This is a genomic window from Acinetobacter radioresistens DSM 6976 = NBRC 102413 = CIP 103788, from assembly GCF_006757745.1.
Lineage (GTDB): Bacteria > Pseudomonadota > Gammaproteobacteria > Pseudomonadales > Moraxellaceae > Acinetobacter > Acinetobacter radioresistens.
This window is the reverse complement of record NZ_AP019740.1, coordinates 2,891,694-2,916,526: the sequence shown is the minus strand read 5'-3', so window position 1 is coordinate 2,916,526 and position 24,833 is coordinate 2,891,694. Positions and strand designations below refer to the sequence as shown.

23 protein-coding genes are annotated in these 24,833 nt (G+C 42.6%); 17 read left to right on the top strand and 6 right to left on the bottom strand.

What is annotated here, in order from left to right; all coding sequences use genetic code 11:
* Positions 1-101: 101 nt before the first annotated feature.
* Entirely contained in the window at positions 102-1,679 is a 1,578-nt protein-coding gene (gene gshA, locus ACRAD_RS13745) for a glutamate--cysteine ligase (RefSeq protein ID WP_005024007.1), read from the top strand.
* Between the two features lie 23 nt (positions 1,680-1,702).
* Positions 1,703-2,227, top strand: a complete 525-nt coding sequence (locus ACRAD_RS13740; RefSeq protein ID WP_005024008.1) for a disulfide bond formation protein B — start codon at positions 1,703-1,705, stop codon at positions 2,225-2,227.
* Positions 2,228-2,363: 136 nt separating this feature from the next.
* Here ACRAD_RS13740 and ACRAD_RS13735 read toward each other — a convergent pair whose 3' ends face one another.
* A complete protein-coding gene (locus ACRAD_RS13735) occupies positions 2,364-3,695 on the bottom strand; it encodes an alpha/beta fold hydrolase (protein WP_005024011.1) in 1,332 nt (443 codons plus the stop codon).
* 224 nt (positions 3,696-3,919) lie between these two features.
* On the opposite strand from ACRAD_RS13735, the gene ACRAD_RS13730 reads away from it, so the two are divergent.
* Both ACRAD_RS13730 and parE read left to right on the top strand, forming a co-directional pair.
* Positions 3,920-4,507: a YqiA/YcfP family alpha/beta fold hydrolase gene (locus ACRAD_RS13730; RefSeq protein ID WP_005024014.1), complete on the top strand. Its 588-nt coding sequence runs from the start codon at positions 3,920-3,922 to the stop codon at positions 4,505-4,507.
* A 15-nt stretch (positions 4,508-4,522) separates the two neighbouring features.
* A complete protein-coding gene (gene parE / locus ACRAD_RS13725) occupies positions 4,523-6,403 on the top strand; it encodes a DNA topoisomerase IV subunit B (RefSeq protein WP_005017778.1) in 1,881 nt (626 codons plus the stop codon).
* Between the two features lie 101 nt (positions 6,404-6,504).
* Here parE and ACRAD_RS13720 read toward each other — a convergent pair whose 3' ends face one another.
* Positions 6,505-7,242, bottom strand: a complete 738-nt coding sequence (locus tag ACRAD_RS13720; RefSeq protein ID WP_005024016.1) for an outer membrane protein OmpK — start codon at positions 7,240-7,242, stop codon at positions 6,505-6,507.
* A 695-nt stretch (positions 7,243-7,937) separates the two neighbouring features.
* Here ACRAD_RS13720 and ACRAD_RS13715 point away from each other — a divergent pair.
* From ACRAD_RS13715 to ACRAD_RS13705, 3 genes are all read left to right on the top strand, one after another.
* Positions 7,938-8,291 carry an HPF/RaiA family ribosome-associated protein gene (locus ACRAD_RS13715; RefSeq protein WP_005017781.1) on the top strand — a complete coding sequence of 118 codons (354 nt, stop codon included), beginning with the start codon at positions 7,938-7,940 and terminating at the stop codon, positions 8,289-8,291.
* A 118-nt stretch (positions 8,292-8,409) separates the two neighbouring features.
* Entirely contained in the window at positions 8,410-8,952 is a 543-nt protein-coding gene (locus ACRAD_RS13710) for an ankyrin repeat domain-containing protein (RefSeq protein WP_005017789.1), read from the top strand.
* 14 nt (positions 8,953-8,966) lie between these two features.
* Positions 8,967-9,734, top strand: coding sequence for a transporter (locus ACRAD_RS13705; protein WP_005024019.1), 768 nt, complete (start codon positions 8,967-8,969; stop codon positions 9,732-9,734).
* Between the two features lie 159 nt (positions 9,735-9,893).
* Here ACRAD_RS13705 and ACRAD_RS13700 read toward each other — a convergent pair whose 3' ends face one another.
* Positions 9,894-10,805, bottom strand: coding sequence for an alpha/beta hydrolase (locus ACRAD_RS13700; protein WP_005017796.1), 912 nt, complete (start codon positions 10,803-10,805; stop codon positions 9,894-9,896).
* A 159-nt stretch (positions 10,806-10,964) separates the two neighbouring features.
* Here ACRAD_RS13700 and ACRAD_RS13695 point away from each other — a divergent pair, with 159 nt between their 5' ends.
* Positions 10,965-11,402 carry a DUF2147 domain-containing protein gene (locus ACRAD_RS13695; protein ID WP_005017798.1) on the top strand — a complete coding sequence of 146 codons (438 nt, stop codon included), beginning with the start codon at positions 10,965-10,967 and terminating at the stop codon, positions 11,400-11,402.
* A gap of 65 nt (positions 11,403-11,467) precedes the next feature.
* Here ACRAD_RS13695 and ACRAD_RS13690 read toward each other — a convergent pair whose 3' ends face one another.
* Both ACRAD_RS13690 and ACRAD_RS13685 read right to left on the bottom strand, forming a co-directional pair.
* Positions 11,468-11,824: a Spx/MgsR family RNA polymerase-binding regulatory protein gene (locus ACRAD_RS13690; RefSeq protein WP_016801229.1), complete on the bottom strand. Its 357-nt coding sequence runs from the start codon at positions 11,822-11,824 to the stop codon at positions 11,468-11,470.
* A gap of 447 nt (positions 11,825-12,271) precedes the next feature.
* The gene (locus ACRAD_RS13685) at positions 12,272-13,093 is read right to left on the bottom strand and encodes an exodeoxyribonuclease III (RefSeq protein WP_005024026.1); all 822 of its coding nucleotides are present in this window, start codon (positions 13,091-13,093) and stop codon (positions 12,272-12,274) included.
* Between the two features lie 39 nt (positions 13,094-13,132).
* Here ACRAD_RS13685 and pyrE point away from each other — a divergent pair, with 39 nt between their 5' ends.
* Positions 13,133-13,783 (top strand): orotate phosphoribosyltransferase, encoded by a 651-nt coding sequence (gene pyrE / locus ACRAD_RS13680; RefSeq protein ID WP_005024028.1) that lies wholly within the window; start codon positions 13,133-13,135, stop codon positions 13,781-13,783.
* Between the two features lie 309 nt (positions 13,784-14,092).
* On the top strand, positions 14,093-15,037 hold the full coding sequence (gene gshB / locus ACRAD_RS13675) for a glutathione synthase (RefSeq protein WP_005024030.1): 945 nt from the start codon (positions 14,093-14,095) through the stop codon (positions 15,035-15,037).
* A gap of 36 nt (positions 15,038-15,073) precedes the next feature.
* Here gshB and ACRAD_RS13670 read toward each other — a convergent pair whose 3' ends face one another.
* A complete protein-coding gene (locus tag ACRAD_RS13670) occupies positions 15,074-16,270 on the bottom strand; it encodes an MFS transporter (RefSeq protein ID WP_005024033.1) in 1,197 nt (398 codons plus the stop codon).
* Positions 16,271-16,679: 409 nt separating this feature from the next.
* On the opposite strand from ACRAD_RS13670, the gene murG reads away from it, so the two are divergent.
* From murG to lpxC, 7 genes are all read left to right on the top strand, one after another.
* Positions 16,680-17,777: an undecaprenyldiphospho-muramoylpentapeptide beta-N-acetylglucosaminyltransferase gene (murG, locus tag ACRAD_RS13665; protein WP_005024035.1), complete on the top strand. Its 1,098-nt coding sequence runs from the start codon at positions 16,680-16,682 to the stop codon at positions 17,775-17,777.
* 13 nt (positions 17,778-17,790) lie between these two features.
* A complete protein-coding gene (gene murC / locus ACRAD_RS13660) occupies positions 17,791-19,239 on the top strand; it encodes a UDP-N-acetylmuramate--L-alanine ligase (RefSeq protein WP_005017818.1) in 1,449 nt (482 codons plus the stop codon).
* A gap of 52 nt (positions 19,240-19,291) precedes the next feature.
* A complete protein-coding gene (locus tag ACRAD_RS13655; RefSeq protein WP_005024038.1) occupies positions 19,292-20,227 on the top strand; it encodes a D-alanine--D-alanine ligase in 936 nt (311 codons plus the stop codon).
* Positions 20,228-20,230: 3 nt separating this feature from the next.
* Entirely contained in the window at positions 20,231-21,088 is an 858-nt protein-coding gene (locus ACRAD_RS13650) for a cell division protein FtsQ/DivIB (protein WP_005024040.1), read from the top strand.
* Positions 21,089-21,155: 67 nt separating this feature from the next.
* Positions 21,156-22,418: a cell division protein FtsA gene (ftsA, locus tag ACRAD_RS13645; RefSeq protein ID WP_005017834.1), complete on the top strand. Its 1,263-nt coding sequence runs from the start codon at positions 21,156-21,158 to the stop codon at positions 22,416-22,418.
* 165 nt (positions 22,419-22,583) lie between these two features.
* On the top strand, positions 22,584-23,768 hold the full coding sequence (gene ftsZ, locus ACRAD_RS13640; RefSeq protein ID WP_026055458.1) for a cell division protein FtsZ: 1,185 nt from the start codon (positions 22,584-22,586) through the stop codon (positions 23,766-23,768).
* 130 nt (positions 23,769-23,898) lie between these two features.
* A complete protein-coding gene (gene lpxC, locus ACRAD_RS13635) occupies positions 23,899-24,801 on the top strand; it encodes a UDP-3-O-acyl-N-acetylglucosamine deacetylase (protein ID WP_005024044.1) in 903 nt (300 codons plus the stop codon).
* Positions 24,802-24,833 lie beyond the last annotated feature (32 nt).

Genomic DNA, 24,833 nt, shown 5'->3' with positions numbered 1-24,833 from the left:
TTGCCGGAAAATCAGTTGACTGTCACAGTAGAGCGGGTAAATCGCGTTATACTGCATGACTTAGATGATTTGAATTAATAGTTTTTAAAAGTGAGCCATGTATGAGTCAACCCGAATCAATCTCTCAAGTTTTGATACCAACATGGGTAGATTCTTCGCTCTTCAAAGGCATGTTGCGCGGGGTGGAACGGGAAGGCCTGCGCATGCAAAGTAATGGGTTTATCTCTCAAGGTCCGCATCCACACAGCCTGGGGGCGGCGCTCACTCATCCGCATATTACCACTGACTACTCTGAAGCCTTGATGGAATTCATTACGGCCCCCCAACCTGATATTCAGACCATGCTGGCTGAACTGACAGATATTCATGCACTGGTTTACCAGCATCTTGAACATCAGGAAAAACTCTGGCCACTTTCAATGCCATGTATGCTGGACCGTGAAGAAGACAGTATTCAGCTGGCACAATATGGCTCGTCTAATATTGGCCGGTTTAAAACCCTATACCGCCGTGGCTTAGGGGTGCGTTATGGCCGGCGTATGCAGACTATTGCAGGTGTTCATTATAATCTTTCATTTCCCGATGAGCTCTTTGAACAGTTACAGCAGCATGAGCAAGATAAAGCCTTAACACAGCTGAGTTTGCAAGATTATCGCAGCCATCGTTATTTTGGCCTAATCCGTAATTTCATCCGCCTGACGCCACTGGTAATGTATCTGGTGGGCGCTAGTCCGTCAGTATGTCAATGCTTCTTAACAGGTCGCGAACATCACTTGCTGCCACTGGTCAAAGGAACTTTATATCTTCCATATGCTACCGCATTACGCATGGGGCGTTTTGGCTACCAGAATTCGGCACAAAAACAACTAGGTATTCACTATAACAACCTGTCCGGCTACCTGGATGGTCTACAAAAAGCTGTGAAAACCCCTTATGCCAAGTTTAGCCGTCTGGGACTAAAAGACGCAGATGGTGAACCGCTCCAGATTAATGATCATGTACTCCAGATTGAAAATGAATATTACAGTCTGGTCCGGCCAAAACAGGTACCAAGAGATGGAGAAACACCATCTGAGGCTTTAGCAAACCGTGGTGTCGGTTATGTGGAACTGCGGGCCGTCGATATTAATCCTTATAATCCGATTGGTATTGACGAAAATACTGCAGGTTTCCTTGAAGTGCTGGCTTTATATTGTCTGCTTAAAGACAGTCCAGACCTGCTGCCAGAAGAACAGGACCAGATTGAAAATAATCAGGCTGAAGTGGTTAACCGGGGCCGCGCTCCCAACAGTCACATCACTGAACGTGGCCAGGAACAATCTTTGGAACAATGGGCTCAGGCACATGTTGTAGCCATGCAGCCTCTGGCGGTATTGCTGGATGAGGGCTATCACACCCAGCTGTATAGCCATGCCCTGCAACTGATGCAACAGCGTATTCAACAGGTTGATGAGACCTTATCAGCCCATGTAATTGCCGATACGATAAAATGGGGTGGAACCTGGAATCTGGGTAGCCACCTTGCACAAGAACATGCCAATTTTTATGAACAGCATGCACTTACACCAGAGAAGCAGGAATACTTTACAAAACTTGCACAGACATCGCTAGAGCAGCAACAGCAGCTTGAAGCCGATACCCGTATCAGTTTTGAAGATTATCTTGCCCATTATCAATAGTGAAAATAACAAGAGGTTGATCCATGCAATGGGGTAGTTATCGCTTCGTAAATGGTTTATTGCTGATTGCCAGTATTGTAGGGATGGCATTTGCACTTTATCTGGAACATGTCAAAGGCCTGGAACCTTGCCCTTTATGTGTCTTCCAGCGAATTGGCCTGATTGCGATGGGCTTGGTTGCCTTGGTGGCAGTAATTCATAATCCGGTATCGAATATAGTCAAACGTCTTTACGCTTTTTTGGCGACCTTAGCCATGATCTGGTCTGTAGGTGTTGCTGCGCGACACGTCTGGTTGCAGCATTTACCACCAGATCAAGTGCCAAGCTGTGGGCCGGGACTGGACTATCTGGTAGATGCCCTGCCATTGAAAACCGTTTTTCAGCAGGTTCTGACCGGTTCGGGCGAGTGTGCCATGGTAGACTGGACATTTTTAGGTCAGTCGCTGCCGTTCTGGTCACTGGTATTTTTCTGTATCTTGTTAATGCTATGCTTATGGCAGCTGGTACGTAATTATCCTTATAGCAAAGCAGTCAAGAAAAAATATTAATCTGGATCTACCTGATAAGATATCGAAAGGTCAGCTTGAGATATATCAAGCTGGCTTTTCAAATTCAGATAATTAAATAATTTATGAGCCATAAATTATTTAAGAGTAGTAGTGGATATTTTATATTTTTAATGTTTTATGTCTCAGCAATATCTTCAAGTTTTATATTTTTTGTGTGCAGAATGTAGTGATCTAAACGTGTATTTTCAAGCAGAGGATCAGGATAGAACCACTGTACAATCTGCTGAGCAACCTGAGTATGATACTGGATCTCAAAATGGTTCAAACCGAAAAATACTGCCTTGTGGTGTTCAGGTACCTTGAGCTGGAAACGTGGATTGGGATGTTCTCCCAAGGCACTTTTAATACTCACCAGATAGTCACCAATAATCTTTAAAGCGCGGCTGTTAATATGTTCTGCTTCAACTGTACCAGCTACAAAAAAGGCCTGAATATGTGAAGGCAGGGGCGCAGGTTTACGGCTGTCATCCATTGTTCCAATACGCGCATCTAAATATTCCCAGTCGTCATCACGAACACTGCCATGGCGCAAGTCAATAATTCCATTACTACGAATATTTACCAGGTTACCAATCATATTAATCAGGGGGAAACGTCCGAGCTTTTCCTGCAAGGTAAAACCAAAACGCTCTAGAACCGCGCCATGATGCGGCGACCCCAGACAAACCAGATTCCCTACTTTACTCAACCAGCCCTGCATATTTTGCTTGCCATAAAATAAGGCACTACGAGACACTAATCCTCCCATACTATGACCAATCAGGTCAATCTGGCTAATATCAGGGTTACGCTGGATCAGGTCATTCAGTAAATTGGCAAAACTGCGCCCATTGGCAGAAATTCGCCGTCCCGTATTATAGTTTAAATAAAGCATAGTACCGGGATGCGGTTGTGTCAGCAGATGCGCACCAATACCTGTAAAATTTGAATTGGTCCAGGTCAGGTGGTTCATGCAGAGTCCATGTACAAAAATAACCACTTTACCTTTAAGCCGGCCCTGCTGTACCCGACCATGGTGTTCATACAGAACCATAGGAAGTGCGAGCGGATTTTGCTGTGCTAAAAGATAATCACCTAATACACCGTTCAATATACCAATTAGAGAATGTAATTGCGGTGTCAGGTCTTTGCGATGCAGGCCGGGAAAGTGCTCAATAACTTGACGTAAACCGGGCGCAAGAAAATAATGGCCATAGCGTTGCAGGGCCCGGTAAGAAAACTGGTAAATCTTTTCTACACGGGGCAGGGCCTGAAAATATCTGGACTGCTGTTCACTCATGCCTAATGTGTTTAATAATAATTCACGGTGAATCATCTGCACCAGTTCATGTATACCGCTTAAACTGGTGGATGCCAGCTGTGCCAGTCCCTCTAAGAGATCTGCCTGACTGGGTGGCGTGCGGTCCCATCTACAATAGGTTTCATGCAGTGGCGTCAAACTTGGCATATTTATAGTCCTGATAGCCTGTTGGTTACATGTAGCCGGCTCTTTATTTTTTAAATATTTAAGAGTATAAAAACTACGCATCCCTGATGAGCTAAACATACTGTGAATAGAGAGATGAGCTGCATTTTTTTGTCCAACAATCTGCTTTTTCCTGTAATAATCAATTTTTAGGAAGACACTCGGGTCTAAAATTTCGGACACATTCAGAGATAATAAATATTTTAATGAATATCATTTATTTACATGGCTTTAAAAGTAATTCGAACTCTATTAAAGGGCGGCTGCTTAAACAGTACTGTGCAGAGCATTTACCAGACATCAAGATCCATCTGCCTGACTTGAATATGCCGCCTGTCGAGGCATTAAAACAAATGTCTGAGCTGATTGAGGCTTTAGAACATGTGGCTTTGGTAGGAAGCAGTCTGGGGGGCTTTTATGCGACACAACTGGTCGCTAAGCATAATATTCCAGCTGTACTGATTAATCCGGCTATGCGACCATGGTTACTCTTTCGAAAACTATTTGCTGTAGAATCCGTTCCCTATCCAGTGACCGAACACTGGACGCTTGATAATGCCCAGTTACAGCAGCTTGAACAGCTTGCAATTCCTTTTGCCCGGCATGCCGAAAAAGTTTTGGTATTACTGCAACAAGGTGATGAAGTTTTGGATTATCGAGAGGCCCAGCGTTATTATAGTGCGCCTGCACATTCATCATTAATTATGACTGAAGCGCATGGCAGCCATGGGATGGACAATTTTGCAGAAAAACTTCCCATGGTGCTTGAATTTTTATCGTATTCCATAAAATAAAGGAAATTGTACAACGTGTCTCAATATACGGCTCAATCACTTGAAGTTCTCTCTGGTCTGGATCCGGTCCGTCGCCGTCCAGGGATGTATACCGATACCACACGTCCTAACCATCTGGCACAGGAAGTGATTGATAATGCTGTAGACGAAGCACTGGCAGGACATGCTAACCAGATTGCGGTTAAGGTCTATAAGGATGGTTCATTGTCGGTTGAGGACAATGGGCGTGGAATGCCGGTTGATATTCATCCGGAATACGGTCAGAGTGGTATTGAAATTATTCTGACCAAACTGCATGCCGGAGGTAAGTTTAGTACCGATAACTACCAGTTTTCGGGTGGTCTGCATGGTGTAGGTATTTCTGTAGTGAATGCTCTTTCAACCCGGGTAGAGGTTGAAGTACAACGGCAGGGCAATCTTTACAAAATGGCTTTTGAACATGGAGAGCCGGTTGCACCCTTAGAAGTTCTAGAAGGTAAAGCACCTAAGCGCGCCAGTGGAACCACAGTTCGGTTTTGGCCAGAAACCAGATATTTTGACAGCCCAAAATTTGCCTTGAAGGCGCTCAAACATAATTTGAAGGCCAAGGCAGTATTGGCAGCTGGTCTGAAAATTAATTATATTGATGAAATTAATAATGAAAAAATAGAATGGCAGTTTGAAAACGGTCTGGTCGATTACCTTATGGATGAACTGCAGGAGCGGGAGATTGTTCCACAGCCTGCTTTTGTAGCAACAGGTGAGGCAGAACGAGCCAGTGCTGAATTTGCAATCTGCTGGAATACCGAAGGTGGTGAACAGATTCAGGAAAGTTATGTTAACCTGATTCCAACAGCTCAGGGAGGAACGCATGTAAATGGCTTGCGTTCAGGCATTACCGATGCATTACGGGAATTCTGTGAGCTGCGTAATCTATTGCCCCGTAATCTCAAGCTTTCGGCTGAAGACGTATGGGATGGGGTAAATTATATCCTGTCTTTAAAATTTCAGGAACCGCAGTTCTCTGGTCAGACCAAAGAACGTTTATCAAGCCGTGAAGCATCATCGATTGTGCAAAATATTGCTAAAGATGCTTTTACCCTATGGTTGAACCAGAATTCTGAAATTGCCATGCAACTGGCAGAAATGGCAATCTCTAAAGCTGGCCGGCGCCTGAAGGCGGCTAAAAAAGTCGAGCGGAAAAAAATTGTTTCGGGTCCGGCTTTACCTGGAAAACTGGCCGACTGTGCCGGCTTGACCCGTGAAGATAGTGAGCTATTTATTGTAGAAGGGGACTCAGCTGGCGGTAGTGCCAAACAGGCGCGAGACAAAAATTTCCAGGCAATCATGCCGATTCGGGGAAAAATTCTGAACACCTGGGAAGTATCTTCCGATGAAGTGCTTGGCTCTCAGGAAGTCCATGATATCGCAATTGCTATCGGGGTCGATCCAGGCAGTGATGATCTGTCCGAATTGCGTTATGGGAAAGTCTGTATTTTGGCTGATGCCGACTCGGATGGTCTGCATATTGCCACTTTGCTTTGTGCCTTATTTGTTAAACACTTTCCAGCTCTGGTTGAAGAGGGTCACTTATTTGTAGCTATGCCACCTTTATTCAGAATTGATGATGGTAAGGATGTGCATTACGCTCTGGATGAGGATGAACTTGAAGCCATACTGAAAAAGACCAAAACCAAAACTCCACAGATTACCCGTTTTAAAGGTCTGGGTGAAATGAATGCCAGCCAGCTTCGTGAAACCACCATGGATCCAAATACCCGTCGTCTGGTACAACTTGATCTGGATGATATTCAACTGACAGCAGGTTTGCTCGACAAATTACTGGCCAAGAAGCGTTCTAGTGACCGCAAACATTGGCTCGAACAAAAAGGGAATCTGGCTGATATTGTAGTGTAGGCTAAAAAAAAATCTGTCCAGCGTAGAACTTTGATATAAGTTAAAAAATCAAAGTATTAAAAAGCAGAGCCTTGGCTCTGCTTTAAACATTTAATTATTGTTTAAAAATGGTATTTTACTAACGCACTTACGTTATTTTCGCGTACATCTGGTACACCGTATTTATTGTTCCAGAGAGAATATTCAATACCTAGGTAAAGACGGGTTTCAGGTGAAATATATTTACCGGCATTCCATTTAAGCTGGCTGGTCCAGTTCAGTTCACTTGCATGAGCTACTTCGTCATCTTCTGCAGTTGACCAGTCTAAAAATCCGTCAAACAGGAAGTCTTGGCTGCCTAATTTGAATGGTACTCCATAAGTGAGTGTCATCTGCCAGTCATCTTTCTGGATTTCATTATTTGCGCGATAAAAGTTGATGCTGGCATATTGAGTATAAGGAATAGCTAAATCAAAACCGATACCGTAGAGATAGTTGTTAAAACTCTCAATTCCATCACCGCTATTGCCTTCCCAAGTGGTTGAAACCAGTACATCTTTAACTGGGCCGGCAGAAAGTTTTTTACCCGAAACTTCGCCCAGGCTTAAGCGTGGAGAAAATTCAAAATAGGTACCTTTATCACCGCCGCTTTCAGTACGGTCTGCAAAGGCAAATACATCACCATATTGTAATTTGGCTGCATATTCAAAGGTTACAGTAGTTTGTTCCGGCTCTGTAGTAAGTTCATAGTTTTCACCGTACAGTCCGGTAATACTAAAATCCTGCCAGACTGGTTTGGCTTGAGCCATGGACGCAGTTGCTGCTAGAGCACATGCCAGTGCGATATGTGTAAATTTCATGTCAGTCTCTCCCCCGTAGACGGCATAAAGAATACACACTATTGTTTAAAAATAAAGACAAAATTTAAGCAGTAAAGAAAAAAAGTCCACCGAAGTGGACGCGCTAAAACAAATATAAGATAAACTCGGAATTAAAGCTGAAACTGAATGTATCAAGAATTTTAAGCGGAACTCTTGAAATTTTCCTTAAACTCTCTGGTTAAAAAAACTGGCCCTTCTCCAGTTATCTGGAATAGGCCTGAAAAATTATATATTTAGATCATACCGATTATAAAACAAGTTGCAACCTTAATCTCTGTATTCTATGAACTCAAAATGAATCTTCTTATAAAGGGAGCATGTCTAACCGGTTCGAAAATATGGGACAAGGTTCTTCAAAAACCACTATGGCTTATTAAAGCAGGATTTATGCATATATCTAAATAGGTTTGTAGGGAAAAGCGTGATGTGTTGTTACCGTTGTGTATGCTTTAGAAATTTTTACAGAATTCACTTGCATATTTTTAAACTTAGCCCGATATTGAAGATAACAGCATGAATAAAATTTTAGCGAGAATTGAGCTAAAACAGGAGGATAGGCACAAAAAACTGCTCGGTAAATCATTAAGTATTGTGTTTAAGTCACCCGTAATAATGTGTCAATTCCAACAAGTTTTGCACAGGTAAGATTCGACCAGAAAGAAGAGGATGAGATTATGAACATTGAAATCCGTACAGATAAAAATATTCAAAACAGTGAACGTCTGATTAGCTATGTGCGTGCAGAACTAAACCAAGAATTCGAACGTCACAATGAGCGAATTACTCATTTTTCAGTTCATATCACTGATGAGAACGGCTTAAAAGGTGGAGATGACGATATCCGTTGTATGATCGAAGCCCGTCCTTCCGGATTAAAACCTGTTGCAGTCAAGCATAAAGCACCGAGTGTCGATTTAGCCATTCATGGAGCTATAGACAAATTGAAACGTAGTCTCGAGCATTTAATTGAGAAAAATGAACCTCAGCGTGGTGGTACTCTCGAAATACCAGATGAATTACCTGAGTAAGAAAAAAAGCCCCTTAGGGGCTTTTTTATGGCTTATTATTTTTATTCAACAATTTCCTTTCAACAAATAAATAATTCTTCGGCATAATAGGAGAAAATTTCCTGTAGAGTGCCAAGATATGTTAACTGCCCCACAACAAGCCTTGATCCAGGCCATAGAAGAATTAGATCTGGAGCAGGTACAGCGTCTTTTAAATGAGGGGCTCGACCCGAATTTTATTGATCCTGAAAAAGGTCCTCCTATTTCAGTAGTATGCGATGGCCTGTTTCAATGGTGGGAAGACGTTTCAGAAGCTTATGCTTCTGATCAACCTTTGACAGAGCAGGAAAAACAGCAAAAATTACAACCACATTTGGCGATACTTGATGCTTTAATTGAAGCTAAAGCCAATTTACACCTATGGGATGCCGAAGAGTTTTATGGTCCACTCTGGGATGCTGCAAGTGCTGCCTGTACTCCTGCTATACAACGTTTACTTGACCATAAAGTAGATCCAAATACTCGTGATGAGGAAGGTCAAACTATTCTCACATCGATCAGCGAATTATTCTTTGACTGCGATTTTGATAAAATAGACTGGACACAGTCACTACCTGAAGAAAAAAATGCATTGGAACTGCTACGTCAAAATGGCGCAAAAATGTCGAAAGAATTAATCTGATTTTGAGTAATCTTATGAATTTATCTAAAACTTTATCTTTTGTTATGCTTTCTACTGTAACCGTACATACGATGGCTGCCGATTTTTCTTTTGACCGCCCAGGTACAGGTTTTGGTACCAGTATTACACCGGTAGGCCAGCTTGCATGGGAACAGGGATTACCGACAGTAAGTTATGATAAAAGTTATCAGGCTGGCGAAAAACAGAGAGTATTAAATTTAAATGCCGATACACTTTTACGGACCGGTTTAATGCCTGACCTGGAATTACAACTAGGCTGGCAAGGACCAGCCTGGACCCAGACTAAATATAATGGCAAAACAACAGAAGATGACGGTTTGGGTGATATCAGTATTGGTGTAAAAAAAGCCATAGACTTAGGTGATGAGCGTCTATCGATGGCAATTCTGGCAGAAGCTGTTCTGGCAACCGGTAATAGTGGTTTTAGTAATGAAGATGATATTTATAGTCTGAGTTCTGCTGTTGCCTATGTTTATAATGATCTGGTTAATACTTCAATCACAATGCGTTATGAAGTACAAGATGGTAACTGGGCAGTTACTGCTGTACCTACATTTGAATATCAGATTGCTGGCAAGTTGTCCGGTTTTTCTGAATTCGTTTATCGTAAGGCAGAAAGCCGGTCAGATGAAACCTCTCTAGCTTCAGGCCTGATGTATCAGGTTAATAATCGTACCCAGCTGGATGCTAGCGTCGGGGTCGGCCTTGCAGGAGACACACCAGATTATCAGGGTGGTTTAGGTATTTCTTATCTGTTTTAGGAAGTAATACAGATAAGATTAGTAGAAAGCCGGTATTTATTTAAATGCCGGCTTCTACTGATATTTGATATTAGTTATTATTAATAAACAGAATATAAAACTATATTGACTGTCCTATTGAACAATAAAATGACACTATCTTTCTGATTTTATTAAAAATCAGCTGCGGTCAATTCGATGTGCAAATTCAGATAGGTCAGCGAGTGCCTGCTTACTTTCATCAAACCAGGCGCTGAACATTGAAAAGTTATGCCACATACCCGTATAAATTTTAAAATCTACCTCAACTCCAGCAGCTTCGGCCTTTTCCTTAAAACGCTGCGCATCATCTAGCAGAATTTCTTTAGAACCGACTTGAACCAGAGTTGGGGGTAAACCGCTGAAGTCACCAAATAAGGGTGAAACCTGTGGGTCTGCTGTATCTATTGAAGGCGGTACATAGTATTCAATACCCCGTTCCAACAATTCGACTGATAATAATGCATCAAGTTTACGGTTGTAGCGTAAGGATTCACTAGTCAAGGTCAGATCCAGAAATGGTGACATAAGTACCAGTGCACTCGGCAATGGTTGTTCATTCTGCTTGAGTCGTAAAATCAGTGCTAATGCAAGATTAGCTCCACAAGAATCACCTGACAGAATAATATCTTTGGGCTGAATATCTTGGTCGAGTAGAGTCTGGTAAATATCATATACAGCTTCCAGAGCTTCGGGGTATGGATGCTCTGGTGCCAAAGGATAGTCAATATGAACGACCTGCATCTGGGTTCGGGCAGCAAGCTCAGTCATAAAAGACCGGTGAGTAGCCAAACCTCCTAAAAAGAAAGCACCACCATGAATATGTAGAATCATCTGGGTAGCATTAGGTTGGGGCTTGATTTCTTCTGCGCGAACACCGGCTAACCGGAGTGCCCGGATCTCGACTTCAGGATTTTTGGGAAAGACTCGGCCCAACTGATTAAACGCAGTACGCAGTACAGGAAGAGGAAGAGCAAATTGGCTTGGTTTACGTACCAGCGATTTCAGCAGTGACTCGGCTAAAAATTGTTTAAAAATTGGGTCAATCTTCATACTTTTTCCATTATGGTGATTTACTATTTTTATTGAAGTGTATTTACCGACAGTTTTTACAAGCGTACACTAAACGGTCACATTCAAAAGTTGAATTCTTGTTGTGACTTCTTTAATACTAGGGTGGTCGACTAGTGCAGGACAAGGGAAGCTAGAAAAATGAAAAAAATCGCAATTGTGTTAGGACTGTTCAGTGTGACTGCTTTGGCAAATGCAGCTGATCCGCTTAATGGTACAGTATGGAAAACGATAGACGACCAGACTAATCAAGCGAAAGCCTTAGTCAAGTTTACTGAACAGAAAAATGGAACTCTGACAGCATCTATTCAGAATGTACTCACCAAAGGTGAGGAAAATGCCTGTACGAAATGTGAAGGTCCATACAAAAACAAGTCACTTAAAGGTTTAACCATTGTTCATAACCTGAAAAGTGTAGGTACCAACAAATATGATGGCGGTACCATTCTTGATCCGCAGTCAGGTAAAACCTATAAACTGAAAGGTGAGCTGGCTGAAGGTGGTAAAAAACTGAAATTGCGTGGTTATATCGGTGTATCAGCTCTAGGCCGTAACCAGACTTGGGTTCGCGCTAACTAAGCTTGAATTAAAGTCAAATTCGATAAAACTCCCGGCAAAATTGCCGGGATTTTTATATTTTAAACTTAGCTTCTCTCAGCAAGCGTTCGATAAGAAAATTCATCAAAACCTACTACATAGCCTTGTGGTGTTTTTAATACCGGACGTTTGACCAAGCTGGTATGGGTGATTAAGGTTTGAAGCAGCTGCTCTTCACTCTCTAGGGCTTTCTGCTGCTCTGTTTCCGAAAGTTTTCGCCAGGTGGTTCCTTTTTTATTAAGAATTACATCAGCTCCCATCTGGTCCAGCCATTCCTTGAGAGTTTCTTTATCTATTCCCTGTTTTTTATAGTCATGAAATGCATAGGGCAAGTTTAGTTCATTGAGCAGATCAAACGCTTTTTTCATTGAACTGCAATTTTTAATTCCATAAATTTTCAGCATATTACTATCTTTTTTAACCTTTTCGACAAGACTAAAGGTTAGCTAAAATTACTAGTATTGGCTATTCGATTGAAATTAAAGTTTTATGAAAGTGACACAGGACTGTCACATGAAAGACTTAAAATAATTTAATAAAGAAGTAAGATTTAAAAATATATAAATCAAGAGGGTTTTACAAAATGAGGGTCCTAAAATAGAGAAAACCCACATTTAATCATCCTGATCATGCGGGTCTCAAGCTAACGTCCATTGTCATGTCCTTAAAAAATAAGCTAAATCATTTAGATTATTTTCTTCATCCTACGGCTTCCGATCCTTTTCGTGTCATCCTGACCCATCCTTGTGCCGTAGCGGTATAATGCGCTTAAGCAGCTGTAATAAAAAGAAACAATAACTACAAATCATGTAGGACAAAAACTCACATTGAGTTTACAAGTGTACACTAATTTAGTTTATTTTATAGTCGATTATGACTGGTGCATGATCACTAAACCATTGTTCTTTATATACCCAGGCATTGACTGTACGGTTTTTCCAGTCTGGTGAACAAGCTTGGTAATCAATTCGCCAACCTACATTTTTAGCACGGGCCTGACCACGGTTGGACCACCACGAATAAAGTTCTGCTTCTGGACGAACTTCACGGAATGTATCTACATAACCCAGTTCATCATAGATATGGTCCAGCCACGCCCGTTCATGAGGTAGACAGCCGGAGGACTTCTGGTTACCTGACCAGTTTTTAATATCAATACGTTTATGTACGATATTATAATCCCCACAGATAATGATAGATTTGCCTTCCTCTCGCCACTGCTTAAGGATTTTTTGATACTCTTCTAAAAAGTGATCTTTACGTGCCTGTGCTTCATCACCAGATGAACCTGATGGTAAGTAAAGTGAACAGATATAAACCGGATAGCCGAGTCCTAAATCAAATTCAGCTGTAACAAAGCGGCCTTGGCTGTCAGCCAGTTCAAAACCTAGGCCATCTTTAACTGAAATAAAAGGCAGGCGGCTATAGATCGCAGTTCCAGCATAGCCTGGACGCTCAGCTGGAAACAGATGCGTGTACCAGCCTTCTGGTTTAAATTTATCGGTCCACTGCGCATGGGTAATCCGGCTCTCCTGCATGCAAATTACATCAGCATCAGACTGTTCCAACCATTCCAGCAGGCCTTTAGTCACTGAGGAACGTAAACCGTTTACGTTAATTGAAACTACACGTAGAATTTTTTGATCACCTGGATAGCTACTCTTTGGTATCATGCGCAAGTCTTACCTCAATCTAAAAATTTGGAGCACCTCATGACAACGCCTGTGCAATTTAACCCGCAAGCTTTCATCGAACTTGCCTTATCACGTGGTGTGCTTAAATTTGGTGAGTTTACTTTAAAATCAGGCCGTGTGAGTCCTTATTTTTTTAACGCAGGTTTACTTAATGATGGCGAAGCATTGTCATTACTGGCAGCAGGTTATGCTGACAAGCTGACAGAATGCAATCAGGTAGAAGTAATTTTCGGGCCAGCCTATAAAGGGATTCCATTTGTGGCCGCTACAGCTGTGGCTTTATCACAAAATCATGGTGTAAGTGTACCATGGGGCTTTAACCGTAAAGAAGCCAAGGATCATGGCGAAGGTGGAGTACTGGTAGGTGCTTCAGTACAAGGAAAAAAAGTCTGGATTATTGATGACGTGATTACTGCTGGCACAGCCATCCGTGAAGTAGTAACTATCCTTAAAAATGCGGGTGCATCAATTGCCGGCGTACTGGTTGCACTTGATCGCCAAGAAAAAGGACAGGGTGAACTCTCTGCAATTCAGGAAGTGCAGAAGGAGCTGGAGATTCCTGTACATGCACTGATTACGATGAAAGACTTGATGAATTATCTAGAAACGAAGGGCGATAAGGCGGCACTTTCAAAAATGGAAGCCTATCGAGTGAAATATGGGATCTGATATTCGGTCGAACAGTTTAAGCCTTTTAAAGCCCTATTTATAATAGGGCTTTATTCTTCTATTCAATCAAATAAAGTTATAACTCCTGACCAGTTTGAGTTCTTTATTTCGTTTTGATCACCTGGAAAAATCAGCCTATATAGAGGATCTAAAAATAATCAATAATATTAAGGTCTGACAGGGTTTTATATACTGACCCTTTTTATAAAGATATTTAACATGAAATAAAAGCTTTACTAAAATTGAGAAAAAAGCACAGTTAATCTCCGCTATACTTTTCTGGATTAAAAATTGATAGAGCAAAGACAGATGCGCGTACTTGTTGTGATGGATCCGATCGAAAATGTAAATCTGAAAAAGGACTCAACCATGGCCATGCTATGGGCAGCCAGCCGTCGTGGCCATGAACTCGGTTATGCATTACAGCAAGACTTATACATTGATCAGGGTAAAGCCTGGGGCCTGATTTCTCCTTTAAAAGTATTTGAAGACTATAATCATTACTACGAGTTAGGCGAAAAACAAAAAGAATCAATCGCAGCCTATGATGTGGTATTGATGCGTAAAGATCCGCCATTTGACATGAACTTTGTCTATACAACTTATATTCTGGAGCAGGCAGAGCGGGAAGGTGCACGTATTGTCAATAAACCGCAGAGCCTGCGCGACTGTAACGAAAAACTGTTTGCAACTCAGTTTCCAGAATTGCAGGTGCCAACCCTGGTGACCTCACAGCAACAGCTGATTCGTGAATTTATTGCAGAACATCAGGATGTGATTGTCAAACCACTTGATGGTATGGGCGGCGCTGGAATTTTCCGCTTAAGTGCGACAGGAGCCAATATTGGTTCCACACTAGAAATGCTGACTCAACTCGGACAACAGCCAATTATGGCACAGCGTTATATTCCGGAAATTGTTGATGGTGATAAACGTATTTTAATGATCAACGGAGAGCCTGTACCATACTGCTTGGCGCGTATTCCACAAAATGGTGAAATACGCGGTAATCTGGCAGCAGGTGGTTTGGGTGAGGCCCGTCTCTTAACTGAAAATGATAAAGCAATTGCAGCTAAAGTTGGACCTTACCTGAGGGAGAAGGGCCTGATCTTTGTAGGCCTTGACGTTATTGGTAATTATGTGACTGAAATTAACGTTACTAGTCCAACCTGTATTCGCGAAATTGATAACCAGTTTGGTACTTCAATTGCAGATGATCTGTTTGAAGCTCTGGAAAACAGCTCCTCAGCTTAAAACTGGAAATATAAAGAAGCCCAGATCTGGGCTTCTTTATATTTTATAGGGATAGCGCTGAAATAATTGTATGGTCAAGATCAGACCAAGTACAGAGAGAATCGTACTGACCCAAGCGATCATGCTCCAGAGCTGAGTATAAGAAATTAAGGCTGCAGTCAGTGGTGGAACAGTAAGTTGTGCAAAAGCAGAGACTTGTAGGACTAACCCGATACTGGTTGCTGTGGTATTTGGCTGTGGTGCATAATGCAGACTAATGGCAAAAATAGTAGTGGGAATAAAACCTCCCAATATTGAAAACACCATGATAGCCAGATATTTCAGACCAAAAGACAAATTAAAATAAGTAGAGAAAGCCAGCCAGCACATCATGACCATAAGTATAAAACCTGTACTAATGAGCCGTGCAGGTGCCAGACCACGATGTAATAAAAAACCGGAAGTAAACGTGCCTAAAATATTAGAGACTGAAACAAGAGCAGTCAGTGTTCCGGCAACTTTTAGATTAATTTGCTCATCAAGATACAATGTCGGTAAAAAGCCAATTACTGTCAGCCATTGACTGGTATAGCAGGCAAAAATAAGAGCCAAGATCAGTACAGGCGGATGACTTAAGGTTGTTCTCAAAAGCTTAATGAATAAAGGGAAGGAGCTATTTTGTATTTTGTTGATAGGCGGTAACTGTAGGTACACGACAGCCGCCAGCAGCAGGCAAGATAAGCCAAGCATATTCCAGATCTGCTGCCAGCTCCAGAACTCTAACAGGAATGGTATAAACAGCAGGGCGAGACCCACACCTAATCCCATATAGGATCCCCACAACCCCATTTTCAGGTTAAGTGATTCAGGCGTACTCAGCTGTTTAAGCAAAGCTGGAGCACATAAAGTGATAAAAAGGAAGCCAATACCTTCAATAAAACGGAAAATAAACAGGCTATAAAGATCGTTAATCCATAAACTGCCCATGCTTGCACAGCCTAGAATGACTAAACCCAATGTAAGACATCTTTTTAAACCAAAATATTGTGAAAGCCCACCCAAGCTTAGAGCAAAACACATACCAGCTGCTTGTACCAGCGAAAGCGCTAAACCTGCCTGAGTTAAACTCAGGCCAATTTCCTGCTGTAGAATGGGTAAACCCGCAGATAGTTTACCTACGTGAATAGCGGCTAGGTAACCTGCGAAAATGATGCAAAAATTAGTCTTTAAAGAAGCTAGAGCCACGTTTTTCATCCATGAAAATACTGGAGTTTTTTTGAATATTAAGAGAATTTTTTTATAGTTTATAATGAGATTCTATAAAAAAATTATAATTTTTGCATAATATGATAATTTTAATTTTTATTAATCTTATATTTGAATCAGTAAAGCTCTTATACAAAACTTTACTCAAGAGAAAAATCATAATAAAGAACGAGAAGGGATATTTTATCTTTAATTAAATTAAACTCTCGATAATTATACGAATTTATATAGGGTTAATAATAAAACTAGTTTAAACTTTAAAATTCCAAGAAAAAAACGATGACATGCTTGGTGAAAAAAAGTAAATAAACTTTTCGAAGCTTAAACTTTGTGATTACAATTAGCGGTCAAAAAACTGGTTCCCAGTCGAATTATTTTAGTATTGAAGAATTAAGCCGTGTCTGACTCACAACAACGTATTTCCAAACATGTCATGATTATGGCTGCCGGCACAGGCGGCCATGTTTTTCCTGCGCTTGCTGTTGCCAAACAATTACAATCAGAAGGTGCTCAGGTTTCATGGTTGGCAACTCCTCAGGGTATGGAGAACCGCCTGCTTCAAGATCAGAAAATTCCAATTTACCAGATTGATATTCAGGGGGTACGTGGTAATGGCATACTTCGTAAACTCATGGCCCCCTTTAAAATTTTAAAGGCAACTTTTAGTGCTATGCGTTATATGAAGCAGCTAAAAATTGATGCGGTGGCTGGTTTTGGTGGATATGTTGCAGGACCTGGTGGCTTGGCTGCTCGTTTATTGGGTATACCTGTCATTATTCATGAACAGAATGCCGTAGCCGGTTTTACCAATATACAGCTTTCTCGTATTGCAAAAATAGTCTGTCAGGCATTTCCAGAAACTTTTTCGCCACAGTCCAAAGTGGTCACAACCGGTAATCCGGTTCGTAAAGAAATTGCTGAAATTCTAAATCCAAAATGGCGCTATGATCAGCGTGCAGCTGCACAGGCACCGCTAAATATTTTAATTGTGGGAGGCTCACTAGGTGCACAAGCATTAAATGAGCGAGTCCCTGCCGTATTAAAACAGTTTGATATGCCTTTAAAGGTATTTCATCAGTGTGGACAAAAACAGCTGGAACTTACCCAGTCTGCCTATCAGGGAGCACCAGCGAGTTTACAAGTTGAAGTACAGCCATTCATTACCGATATGGCCAAAGCTTATAGTGATGCTGACTTAATTATTTGTCGTGCTGGCGCACTTACTGTTACTGAAGTCGCAACTGCTGGGGTGGCTGCCATATTTGTACCTTTACCTATCGCTGTAGATGATCATCAGACTGCCAATGCCCGGTTTCTAGCAGATTTGGGTGCTGCCAAAATCTGTCAGCAAGCCGTCATGAGCCCTGAATATTTAAAAGAACTTTTAGCGCCCTTACTTAACCGCCAGTTACTGACTGAAATGGCAGTCAAAGCGCGGCAACAGGCACAACCGAATGCAACTCAGCACGTGGTTGATTTAATTAAAAAATTGTAATATAGAGTTTATTATGTCTCCTTCTATTCCTGCTGAACAAGTTAAAGAATTAATTAAAATTCCTGAAATGCGCCGTATCAAGCAAATTCATTTTGTCGGAATTGGTGGGGCAGGTATGTGTGGTATTGCCGAAGTACTTAAAAATCAGGGTTACTGCGTTTCAGGCTCAGATATTAAGGCCTCGAAGACCACAGCTCAGCTCGAAGAAAATGGTATTGAAGTATTTATTGGCCATGCGGCTGATAATATTAAAGGTGCCAGTGTACTGGTAGTGTCTACCGCAATTGATCCTGAGAACCCGGAAGTCAAAGCCGCGATCGAACAGCGTATTCCAGTGGTACGCCGTGCCGAGATGCTGGGCGAGCTGATGCGTTACCGTCATGGAATTGCAGTAGCAGGGACTCATGGTAAAACCACAACTACCAGTCTCCTGACCTGTATGCTGGCAGAAGAAGGTATGGATCCTACTTATGTTATTGGCGGCTTGCTGAACCGTACTGGTGTAAATGCTGCATTAGGAGCAAGTCGTTATATTGTAGCTGAAGCCGATGAGTCAGATGCATCCTTTTTACATCTTGAGCCAATGGCAGCCATTGTGACCAATATCGATGCTGACCATATGGATACTTATGGCGGTAGTTTTGATGTACTGAAAGATACCTTTATCCAGTTCCTTCACAAGCTGCCATTTTACGGCTTGGCAGTTGTATGCGGTGATGATGCCAATATTCGTGAAATCATGCCGCGGATCGCGCGTCCATTATTAACTTATGGCTTCAATCCAGACAATGACATTCGCGCTGTCGATGTTGAACAGGATGGCATGCGCAGTCACTTTACGGTATTACGTAAAGATCGTGAGCCATTACGCCTGACGATTAACCAGCCCGGCCTGCATAATGTATTAAATGCACTGGCAGCTATTGGTGTTGCAACAGATGAAGGTGTATCCGATGCGGCAATTGGCCGTGCACTGGAAGGTTTCAGTGGCGTGGGGCGCCGTTTCCAGGTTCAGGGTGAGTTTGGGCTGGAACAGGGTACAGTCAAGCTGGTCGATGACTATGGACATCATCCGAAAGAGGTAGAAGCTACCATCAAGGCTGCACGGCAGAGCCACCCTGACCGTCGACTGGTTATGATGTTCCAGCCTCACCGCTTCAGCCGTACTCGAGACTGTTTTGATGACTTTGTCGATGTACTTTCACAGGTTGACCAGTTACTGTTACTTGAAGTTTACCCTGCTGGTGAAAAGCCGATAGTGGGTGCGGACAGCCGATCGCTAGCACGCAGCATCCGTCTGCGTGGCGAGGTTGAACCAATCCTGATCGATCCGGTCGAAGGCAATCTGCAGAATGTTATACAAAAAGTGTTACAACCGAATGACTTGTTATTAACCCAAGGTGCAGGTAACGTGGGGGCTATTTCACTTGAACTCGCTCATCACCAGCTCTATCTGAAATAGGACTTTTGGGTCATTTAAAAAATATTAGTGATAAAACTTTAAGGATATCAACGTGTCAAATGCTTTAAAATTCGGCAAAGTTGCAGTATTGCTTGGCGGGAAATCAGCAGAGCGAGAAGTTTCGTTAGATAGTGGTCGTGCTGTGCTTGAAGCATTGATACGTTCAGGGGTGGAAGCCGAGGCCTTTGATCCACAAGAACGTTGTGTCACTGAACTGGTGAATTATGACCGCGCTTTTATTGTATTGCATGGTCGTGGCGGTGAAGATGGACAGATTCAGGGTGTACTGGAGTGGTTAAATATTCCATATACCGGCACAGGGGTACAAGGTTCTGCGATTGGTATGGACAAGATCAAAACCAAGCAGGTCTGGCAGGGCAGTGAACTGCCGACAGCCCCACACCGTATTGTGAGCAAAGATACCGATGCTGATGAGGTAATTGCCAGTCTTGGTTTGCCATTCATCATTAAACCGGTACATGAAGGTTCAAGTATTGGCATGAGTAAGGTAGAAAAACCTGAAGACTTTGCTGAAGCTTTGGCCAAGGCCACTGAACATGATGCTGTAGTCATGGCAGAAAAATGGATTAATGGCCGTGAGTTCACGATCGTATTGCTAAATGGCCAGGCCCTGCCAGTTATCCGTCTGGAGCCACCAAAAGATGTCGCGTTTTATGATTATGAAGCTAAATATAATCGTAATGATGTGCAATATGGTATTCCTTGCGGCTTAAGTGAAGCTGAAGAGAAGACGCTTCAGGAGCTGGCCTTGCGTGCATTTCAGGCAGTGGGCTGTAAAGGCTGGGGCCGTATTGATGCCATGCAGGATGAACAGGGTAATTTCTGGCTGCTTGAAGTCAATACTGTACCAGGCATGACCAGCCATTCACTGGTTCCTAAAGCAGCCAAGGCTGTGGGTTATGATTTTGACCAGCTTTGTGTCACGATTTTGGAGCAAACACTGCAATATCATGGAGTAGACCAGTAAGCCATGGCTCAGCTTCCGACTTCTATGCGCCGTAAACCGCGGGCAGCAATTACTTCTATTCATGAAAAACCACCAACCCGGAAGGAAAAGCTTACTAATCTGGGTGGGTGGCTGATGCTGGTAATTGCCTGCTTGGTGCTGGTTATAGGAGTTTATGGTTTATACCGGGTTATGACAGATGCTACTGTAGCTGAACTTCAGGTAGTTGGAGCACGCTCCGATGCTGAACAGCAGCAGCTGGTCAAACATCTGGACCCGGTAATTCAGGCTAACTATTTTACCTCTGATCTGGAACAGATCCGGGACGAAGCCTTGGAAATATCTTGGGTAGATAGAGTCGTCGTATCACGTGCATGGCCAAATGCCATCCGGGTACGTGTTATGCCACGTCACGCAATTGCCCGTTGGGGAACAGGACGACTGCTTAGTGACAGTGGGGATATTTTTACTGAGGCGGTGTATAGCAGTCATCAGCAATTGCCCTTACTTCATGGTCCGGCCAGTCAGTCCAAGGTGATGATGCGCCGTTACAATGAGATCAATCAATTATTTCGACCAGTCAATTTGCGTTTAAAAGAACTTTATTTAACAGAACGTATGACTTGGTTTATGCAATTTGATTCTGGACTTCGTATTATCGTGGACCAAGATCAGACTATGAGTAAACTGCAACGTTTGAGTCATCTGGCACAAACTGACTTAAAACCAGTGTGGAACAAAATCTCGGCAATTGACCTGCGTTATCGTAATGGCCTGGCTATTCAGTGGAAAAGTGCAGCACCACCTAAAATTATAAATAGTCAGTTTGTTGTAACGATTGATGACACAAGCATTGCAGGCGGAATAAGGGCAAAGCCATAATACGTGGCTTTATAAGATTGAGGCATTGGGCCAAATATAAACAACGAACATAAAATGGTAGTGAGTAATGAGTGAAGCTGTTCCCTCGGTTGTTGCGATTGATATTGGGACGCACAAAGTTTCAGTTTTAATTGGTAAGGTCCATGCTCCGGATAATATTCAGGTCATTGGTATGGCGAGTGCTCGCAACCGGGGTATGAATAAAGGAAAAATTGTCAGTCTCGATAAAGTCATTGCCGCAATAAAAAATGCTGTCGCAGAAGCAGAAAATATGGCGGAATGCCGTATCCACTCGGCCTGGGTGTCTATACCAAGTACAGAATTAAAAAGTTTCTATGCGGCTGGCCGTACCCCTGTTACAAATCCGGAACGTATTATCAGCACCAATGAAGTGGTGCGTGCGCTGGAACTAGCCAAGGCAAGCCATGTAACAGCAGACTACTATCTGGCCAGTGCTGTACCATTAGGTTTTGAACTGGATGACACGCCAGAATGGGTGCAAAATCCGATTAACATGTCAGCACAAAGTATGACCGGACATTATCAGCTAATGATGATGCCAATCAGCACTATGCAAAATCTTGACCGGGCCATGAAAGGTGCAAATATTGGGGTCGAGAAGATGGTGGTATCTTCTTTGGCAACATCGGAAGGCAGCCTGTTGAAAGATGAAAAAGAATATGGCGTCTGTCTGGTCGATATAGGCGCAGGTACCACCAATCTGGCGGTCTATCTTGATGGTCATTTAGCACTGGTTCATACCTTGCAGCGAGGAGGGGAGCATGTTACCCGGGATATTGCTGCTGTGCTGCAAACAACGACTGAGGAAGCCGAGCGTATTAAAATATTACATGGTTGTGTTGATTTGCATGCAGTAAAGCCTGATCATATGATTCAGGTACAAGGGATTGATGGTCCGCAAACGATTAGTCGCATTGAACTTGCAGAAATTATTATTGCACGCTATGAAGAAATTTTTTCTAAAATTCGAGAAGAACTAGAACGAAGTGGTGCAATTCATGGCTTGTATCATGGTGTCGTGCTTACAGGGGACGCATGCCAGATCGAAGGCATGGTAAATCTGGCGCGCCGTATGTTAGGTGTATCCGCCCATTTAGGTAATCCGCCTTTACAGGTGTATGCAGAAGAACAGCATCAGGCTTCTTTGCGTCGCTCAATGTATGCCACTGCTTCAGGCTTGCTACTTTTTAGCCAAAGTGAAATGCAGGCAACCGTTGATGAGCCGGAAGAAACAGAGAAGCGCCCATTCTGGAGTCGGGTTGCCAATGGATGGACTAACCTGAATAGCAAACTAAAATCGATCTTCTAGGATGTATGGGTTTTTTGGGAATATTGTTAGGAAGTTGTAAGTGAAAAGCCGTGTACTTGACAAGGTGAGCATTGCACAGCATTCTAAAAAATATTTTTTACAGATCAAGGCAGTATACGGGCTAAAGTGACTGCCACAATTTAATTAGGAAATCTAAAGGTCATGTTGTCCTCATTTGAACTAATAGAAGATGAACCAAGCGATAGCAACGGTCAGGCCCGTTTCACTGTATTTGGTGTAGGCGGTGGTGGCGGTAATGCTGTACAGCATATGGTGCAGTCCGATATCAAAGGTGTAAAGTTTGTCTGTGCTAATACCGACAAACAAGCTCTCGACCGGATGAACGCTCCATTTAAAATCCAGCTTGGCGAACAAAGTACACGTGGTCTTGGCGCAGGTGCTAATCCGGAAGTAGGACAGATTGCCGCTGAAGAAAGTCGCGAAGTAATCCGTCAGCATCTTGAAGGTGCTGATATGGTTTTTGTGACTGCTGGAATGGGCGGGGGAACAGGTACAGGTGCCGCACCTGTGGTTGCTGAAATTGCTAAAGAGATGGGGATTTTAACCGTCGGTGTAGTGACCACGCCTTTTAACTTTGAAGGCCGTCGTCGTCAGCGTTCTGCAGAAAAGGGTATTGATGCGCTTGAAGCTCATGTCGATTCCCTGATTATCATTCCAAACCAGCGCCTGCTCAGTGTGTTTGGTGATATTTCCATGCAGGATGCATACAAAAAAGCAGACGATGTACTGCTTAATGCAGTACGTTCAATCTTTGATCTGGTTGTACGTCCAGGGCACATTAACCTTGACTTTGCTGACTTGAAAACTGCAATGAGTACCCGTGGCTATGCCATGATGGGTGAAGGGCGTAGCAGTGGACAGGATCGTGCCGAGAACGCAGCCCGTCTGGCTATTCGTAGTCCGTTACTTGATAATGTTAATATCATGAATGCCAAAGGTGTTCTAATTAATATTACAGGTGGTGCTGACGTAACTTTACGTGAAACCGAGATTATTACGGATGTTGTTAACCAGATCGTGGATCTGGATGATGGTGAGGTATTCTTTGGTACGGTGTTTGATCCAGATGCGCGTGATGAAATTCGTGTTACAGTCATTGCCACCGGTTTGACCCGTAATGCCGCTGATGCCGTTGAGCCAAAACGCCAGGTCCAGTCAGCTCAAGCACGCACTCAGGCTACCACCCATGTTTCTGTTGAAGAAGATGATGTGCCTGCTATCAGCAAGCGTCAGGCTGTAGAAGCTCCAGCAGCCTCTACACCAAGCTCTACGCCACGTTCCTCACCAATGAGTATTCAAGATTACCTGAAAAACCAGCAACGCAAGTAAAAATGCAGCTAGTTTGAACAAAAGCTGATATCTTTACAAAAGGTAGTGGTCAAACACTACCTTTTTGTTTTTTATCAATGGCTAAATATGCTAACGTATAGCGGTTTTTTAGGTGGAAGACAAAAAGCGAATGTTGAAACAGCGTACCCTCAAACGTATGGTCAAAGCCAGTGGCATTGGACTGCATAGCGGTCAGAAAGTCATGATTAACTTTGTTCCGCATACAGTTGATGGCGGCATCATATTTCGTCGTATTGATCTGAACCCTCCTGTTGATATTCCTGCTGATGCCTTACTCATCCAGGAAGCATTTATGTGTTCTAACCTGGTACAGGAAAATGCCAAGGTTGGAACCATTGAGCACGTCATGAGTGCAATTGCCGGCTTGGGAATTGATAACCTGATTGTGGAGGTTTCAGCCTCTGAAGTGCCGATTATGGATGGTAGTGCAGGTCCATTTATTTATTTACTCATGCAAGGTGAGCTGGTTGAACAAAATGCACCCAAGAAATTTATTAAAATTTTAAAGCCGGTTGAAGCTCTGATTGATGACAAACAGGCTATTTTTACTCCCCATCATGGCTTTCAGTTAAATTTTACAATTGATTTTGATCATCCTGCATTTGCTAAAGAATACCAATCTGCCACGATTGACTTCTCTACTGAAACTTTCGTATATGAAGTTAGTGAAGCCCGGACTTTTGGGTTTATGAAAGATCTGGATTATCTGAAAGCAAATAATCTGGCGCTAGGAGCCAGTCTTGAAAATGCAATTGGTGTAGATGATACCGGCGTAGTGAACGAAGAGGGGCTACGTTTTTCAGATGAGTTTGTACGCCATAAAATTTTGGATGCAGTAGGTGACCTATATCTGCTCGGACACCAGATCATTGCCAAATTCGATGGCTATAAGTCTGGCCATGCTTTAAATAATCAGCTGCTACGCAATGTGCAGAGTGATCCTAGTAATTATGAAATTGTAACATTTAATGACATTGAGGACTGCCCAATTTCTTATGTAAGTCTTTCATAAGTCATTGTCTTTATATGGTTATGTTATAATAT

Bases quoted from the DNA above. Each gene is read 5' to 3' on its own strand.
- gshA (WP_005024007.1), top strand. From the start codon at position 102: ATGAGTCAACCCGAATCAATCTCTCAAGTTTTGATACCAACATGGGTA.
- ACRAD_RS13740 (WP_005024008.1), top strand. From the start codon at position 1,703: ATGCAATGGGGTAGTTATCGCTTCGTAAATGGTTTATTGCTGATTGCC.
- ACRAD_RS13735 (WP_005024011.1), bottom strand. From the start codon at position 3,695: ATGCCAAGTTTGACGCCACTGCATGAAACCTATTGTAGATGGGACCGC.
- ACRAD_RS13730 (WP_005024014.1), top strand. From the start codon at position 3,920: ATGAATATCATTTATTTACATGGCTTTAAAAGTAATTCGAACTCTATT.
- ACRAD_RS13720 (WP_005024016.1), bottom strand. From the start codon at position 7,242: ATGAAATTTACACATATCGCACTGGCATGTGCTCTAGCAGCAACTGCG.
- ACRAD_RS13715 (WP_005017781.1), top strand. From the start codon at position 7,938: ATGAACATTGAAATCCGTACAGATAAAAATATTCAAAACAGTGAACGT.
- ACRAD_RS13710 (WP_005017789.1), top strand. From the start codon at position 8,410: ATGTTAACTGCCCCACAACAAGCCTTGATCCAGGCCATAGAAGAATTA.
- ACRAD_RS13705 (WP_005024019.1), top strand. From the start codon at position 8,967: ATGAATTTATCTAAAACTTTATCTTTTGTTATGCTTTCTACTGTAACC.
- ACRAD_RS13700 (WP_005017796.1), bottom strand. From the start codon at position 10,805: ATGAAGATTGACCCAATTTTTAAACAATTTTTAGCCGAGTCACTGCTG.
- ACRAD_RS13695 (WP_005017798.1), top strand. From the start codon at position 10,965: ATGAAAAAAATCGCAATTGTGTTAGGACTGTTCAGTGTGACTGCTTTG.
- ACRAD_RS13690 (WP_016801229.1), bottom strand. From the start codon at position 11,824: ATGCTGAAAATTTATGGAATTAAAAATTGCAGTTCAATGAAAAAAGCG.
- ACRAD_RS13685 (WP_005024026.1), bottom strand. From the start codon at position 13,093: ATGATACCAAAGAGTAGCTATCCAGGTGATCAAAAAATTCTACGTGTA.
- pyrE (WP_005024028.1), top strand. From the start codon at position 13,133: ATGACAACGCCTGTGCAATTTAACCCGCAAGCTTTCATCGAACTTGCC.
- gshB (WP_005024030.1), top strand. From the start codon at position 14,093: ATGCGCGTACTTGTTGTGATGGATCCGATCGAAAATGTAAATCTGAAA.
- ACRAD_RS13670 (WP_005024033.1), bottom strand. From the start codon at position 16,270: ATGAAAAACGTGGCTCTAGCTTCTTTAAAGACTAATTTTTGCATCATT.
- murC (WP_005017818.1), top strand. From the start codon at position 17,791: ATGTCTCCTTCTATTCCTGCTGAACAAGTTAAAGAATTAATTAAAATT.
- ACRAD_RS13650 (WP_005024040.1), top strand. From the start codon at position 20,231: ATGGCTCAGCTTCCGACTTCTATGCGCCGTAAACCGCGGGCAGCAATT.
- ftsA (WP_005017834.1), top strand. From the start codon at position 21,156: ATGAGTGAAGCTGTTCCCTCGGTTGTTGCGATTGATATTGGGACGCAC.
- lpxC (WP_005024044.1), top strand. From the start codon at position 23,899: ATGTTGAAACAGCGTACCCTCAAACGTATGGTCAAAGCCAGTGGCATT.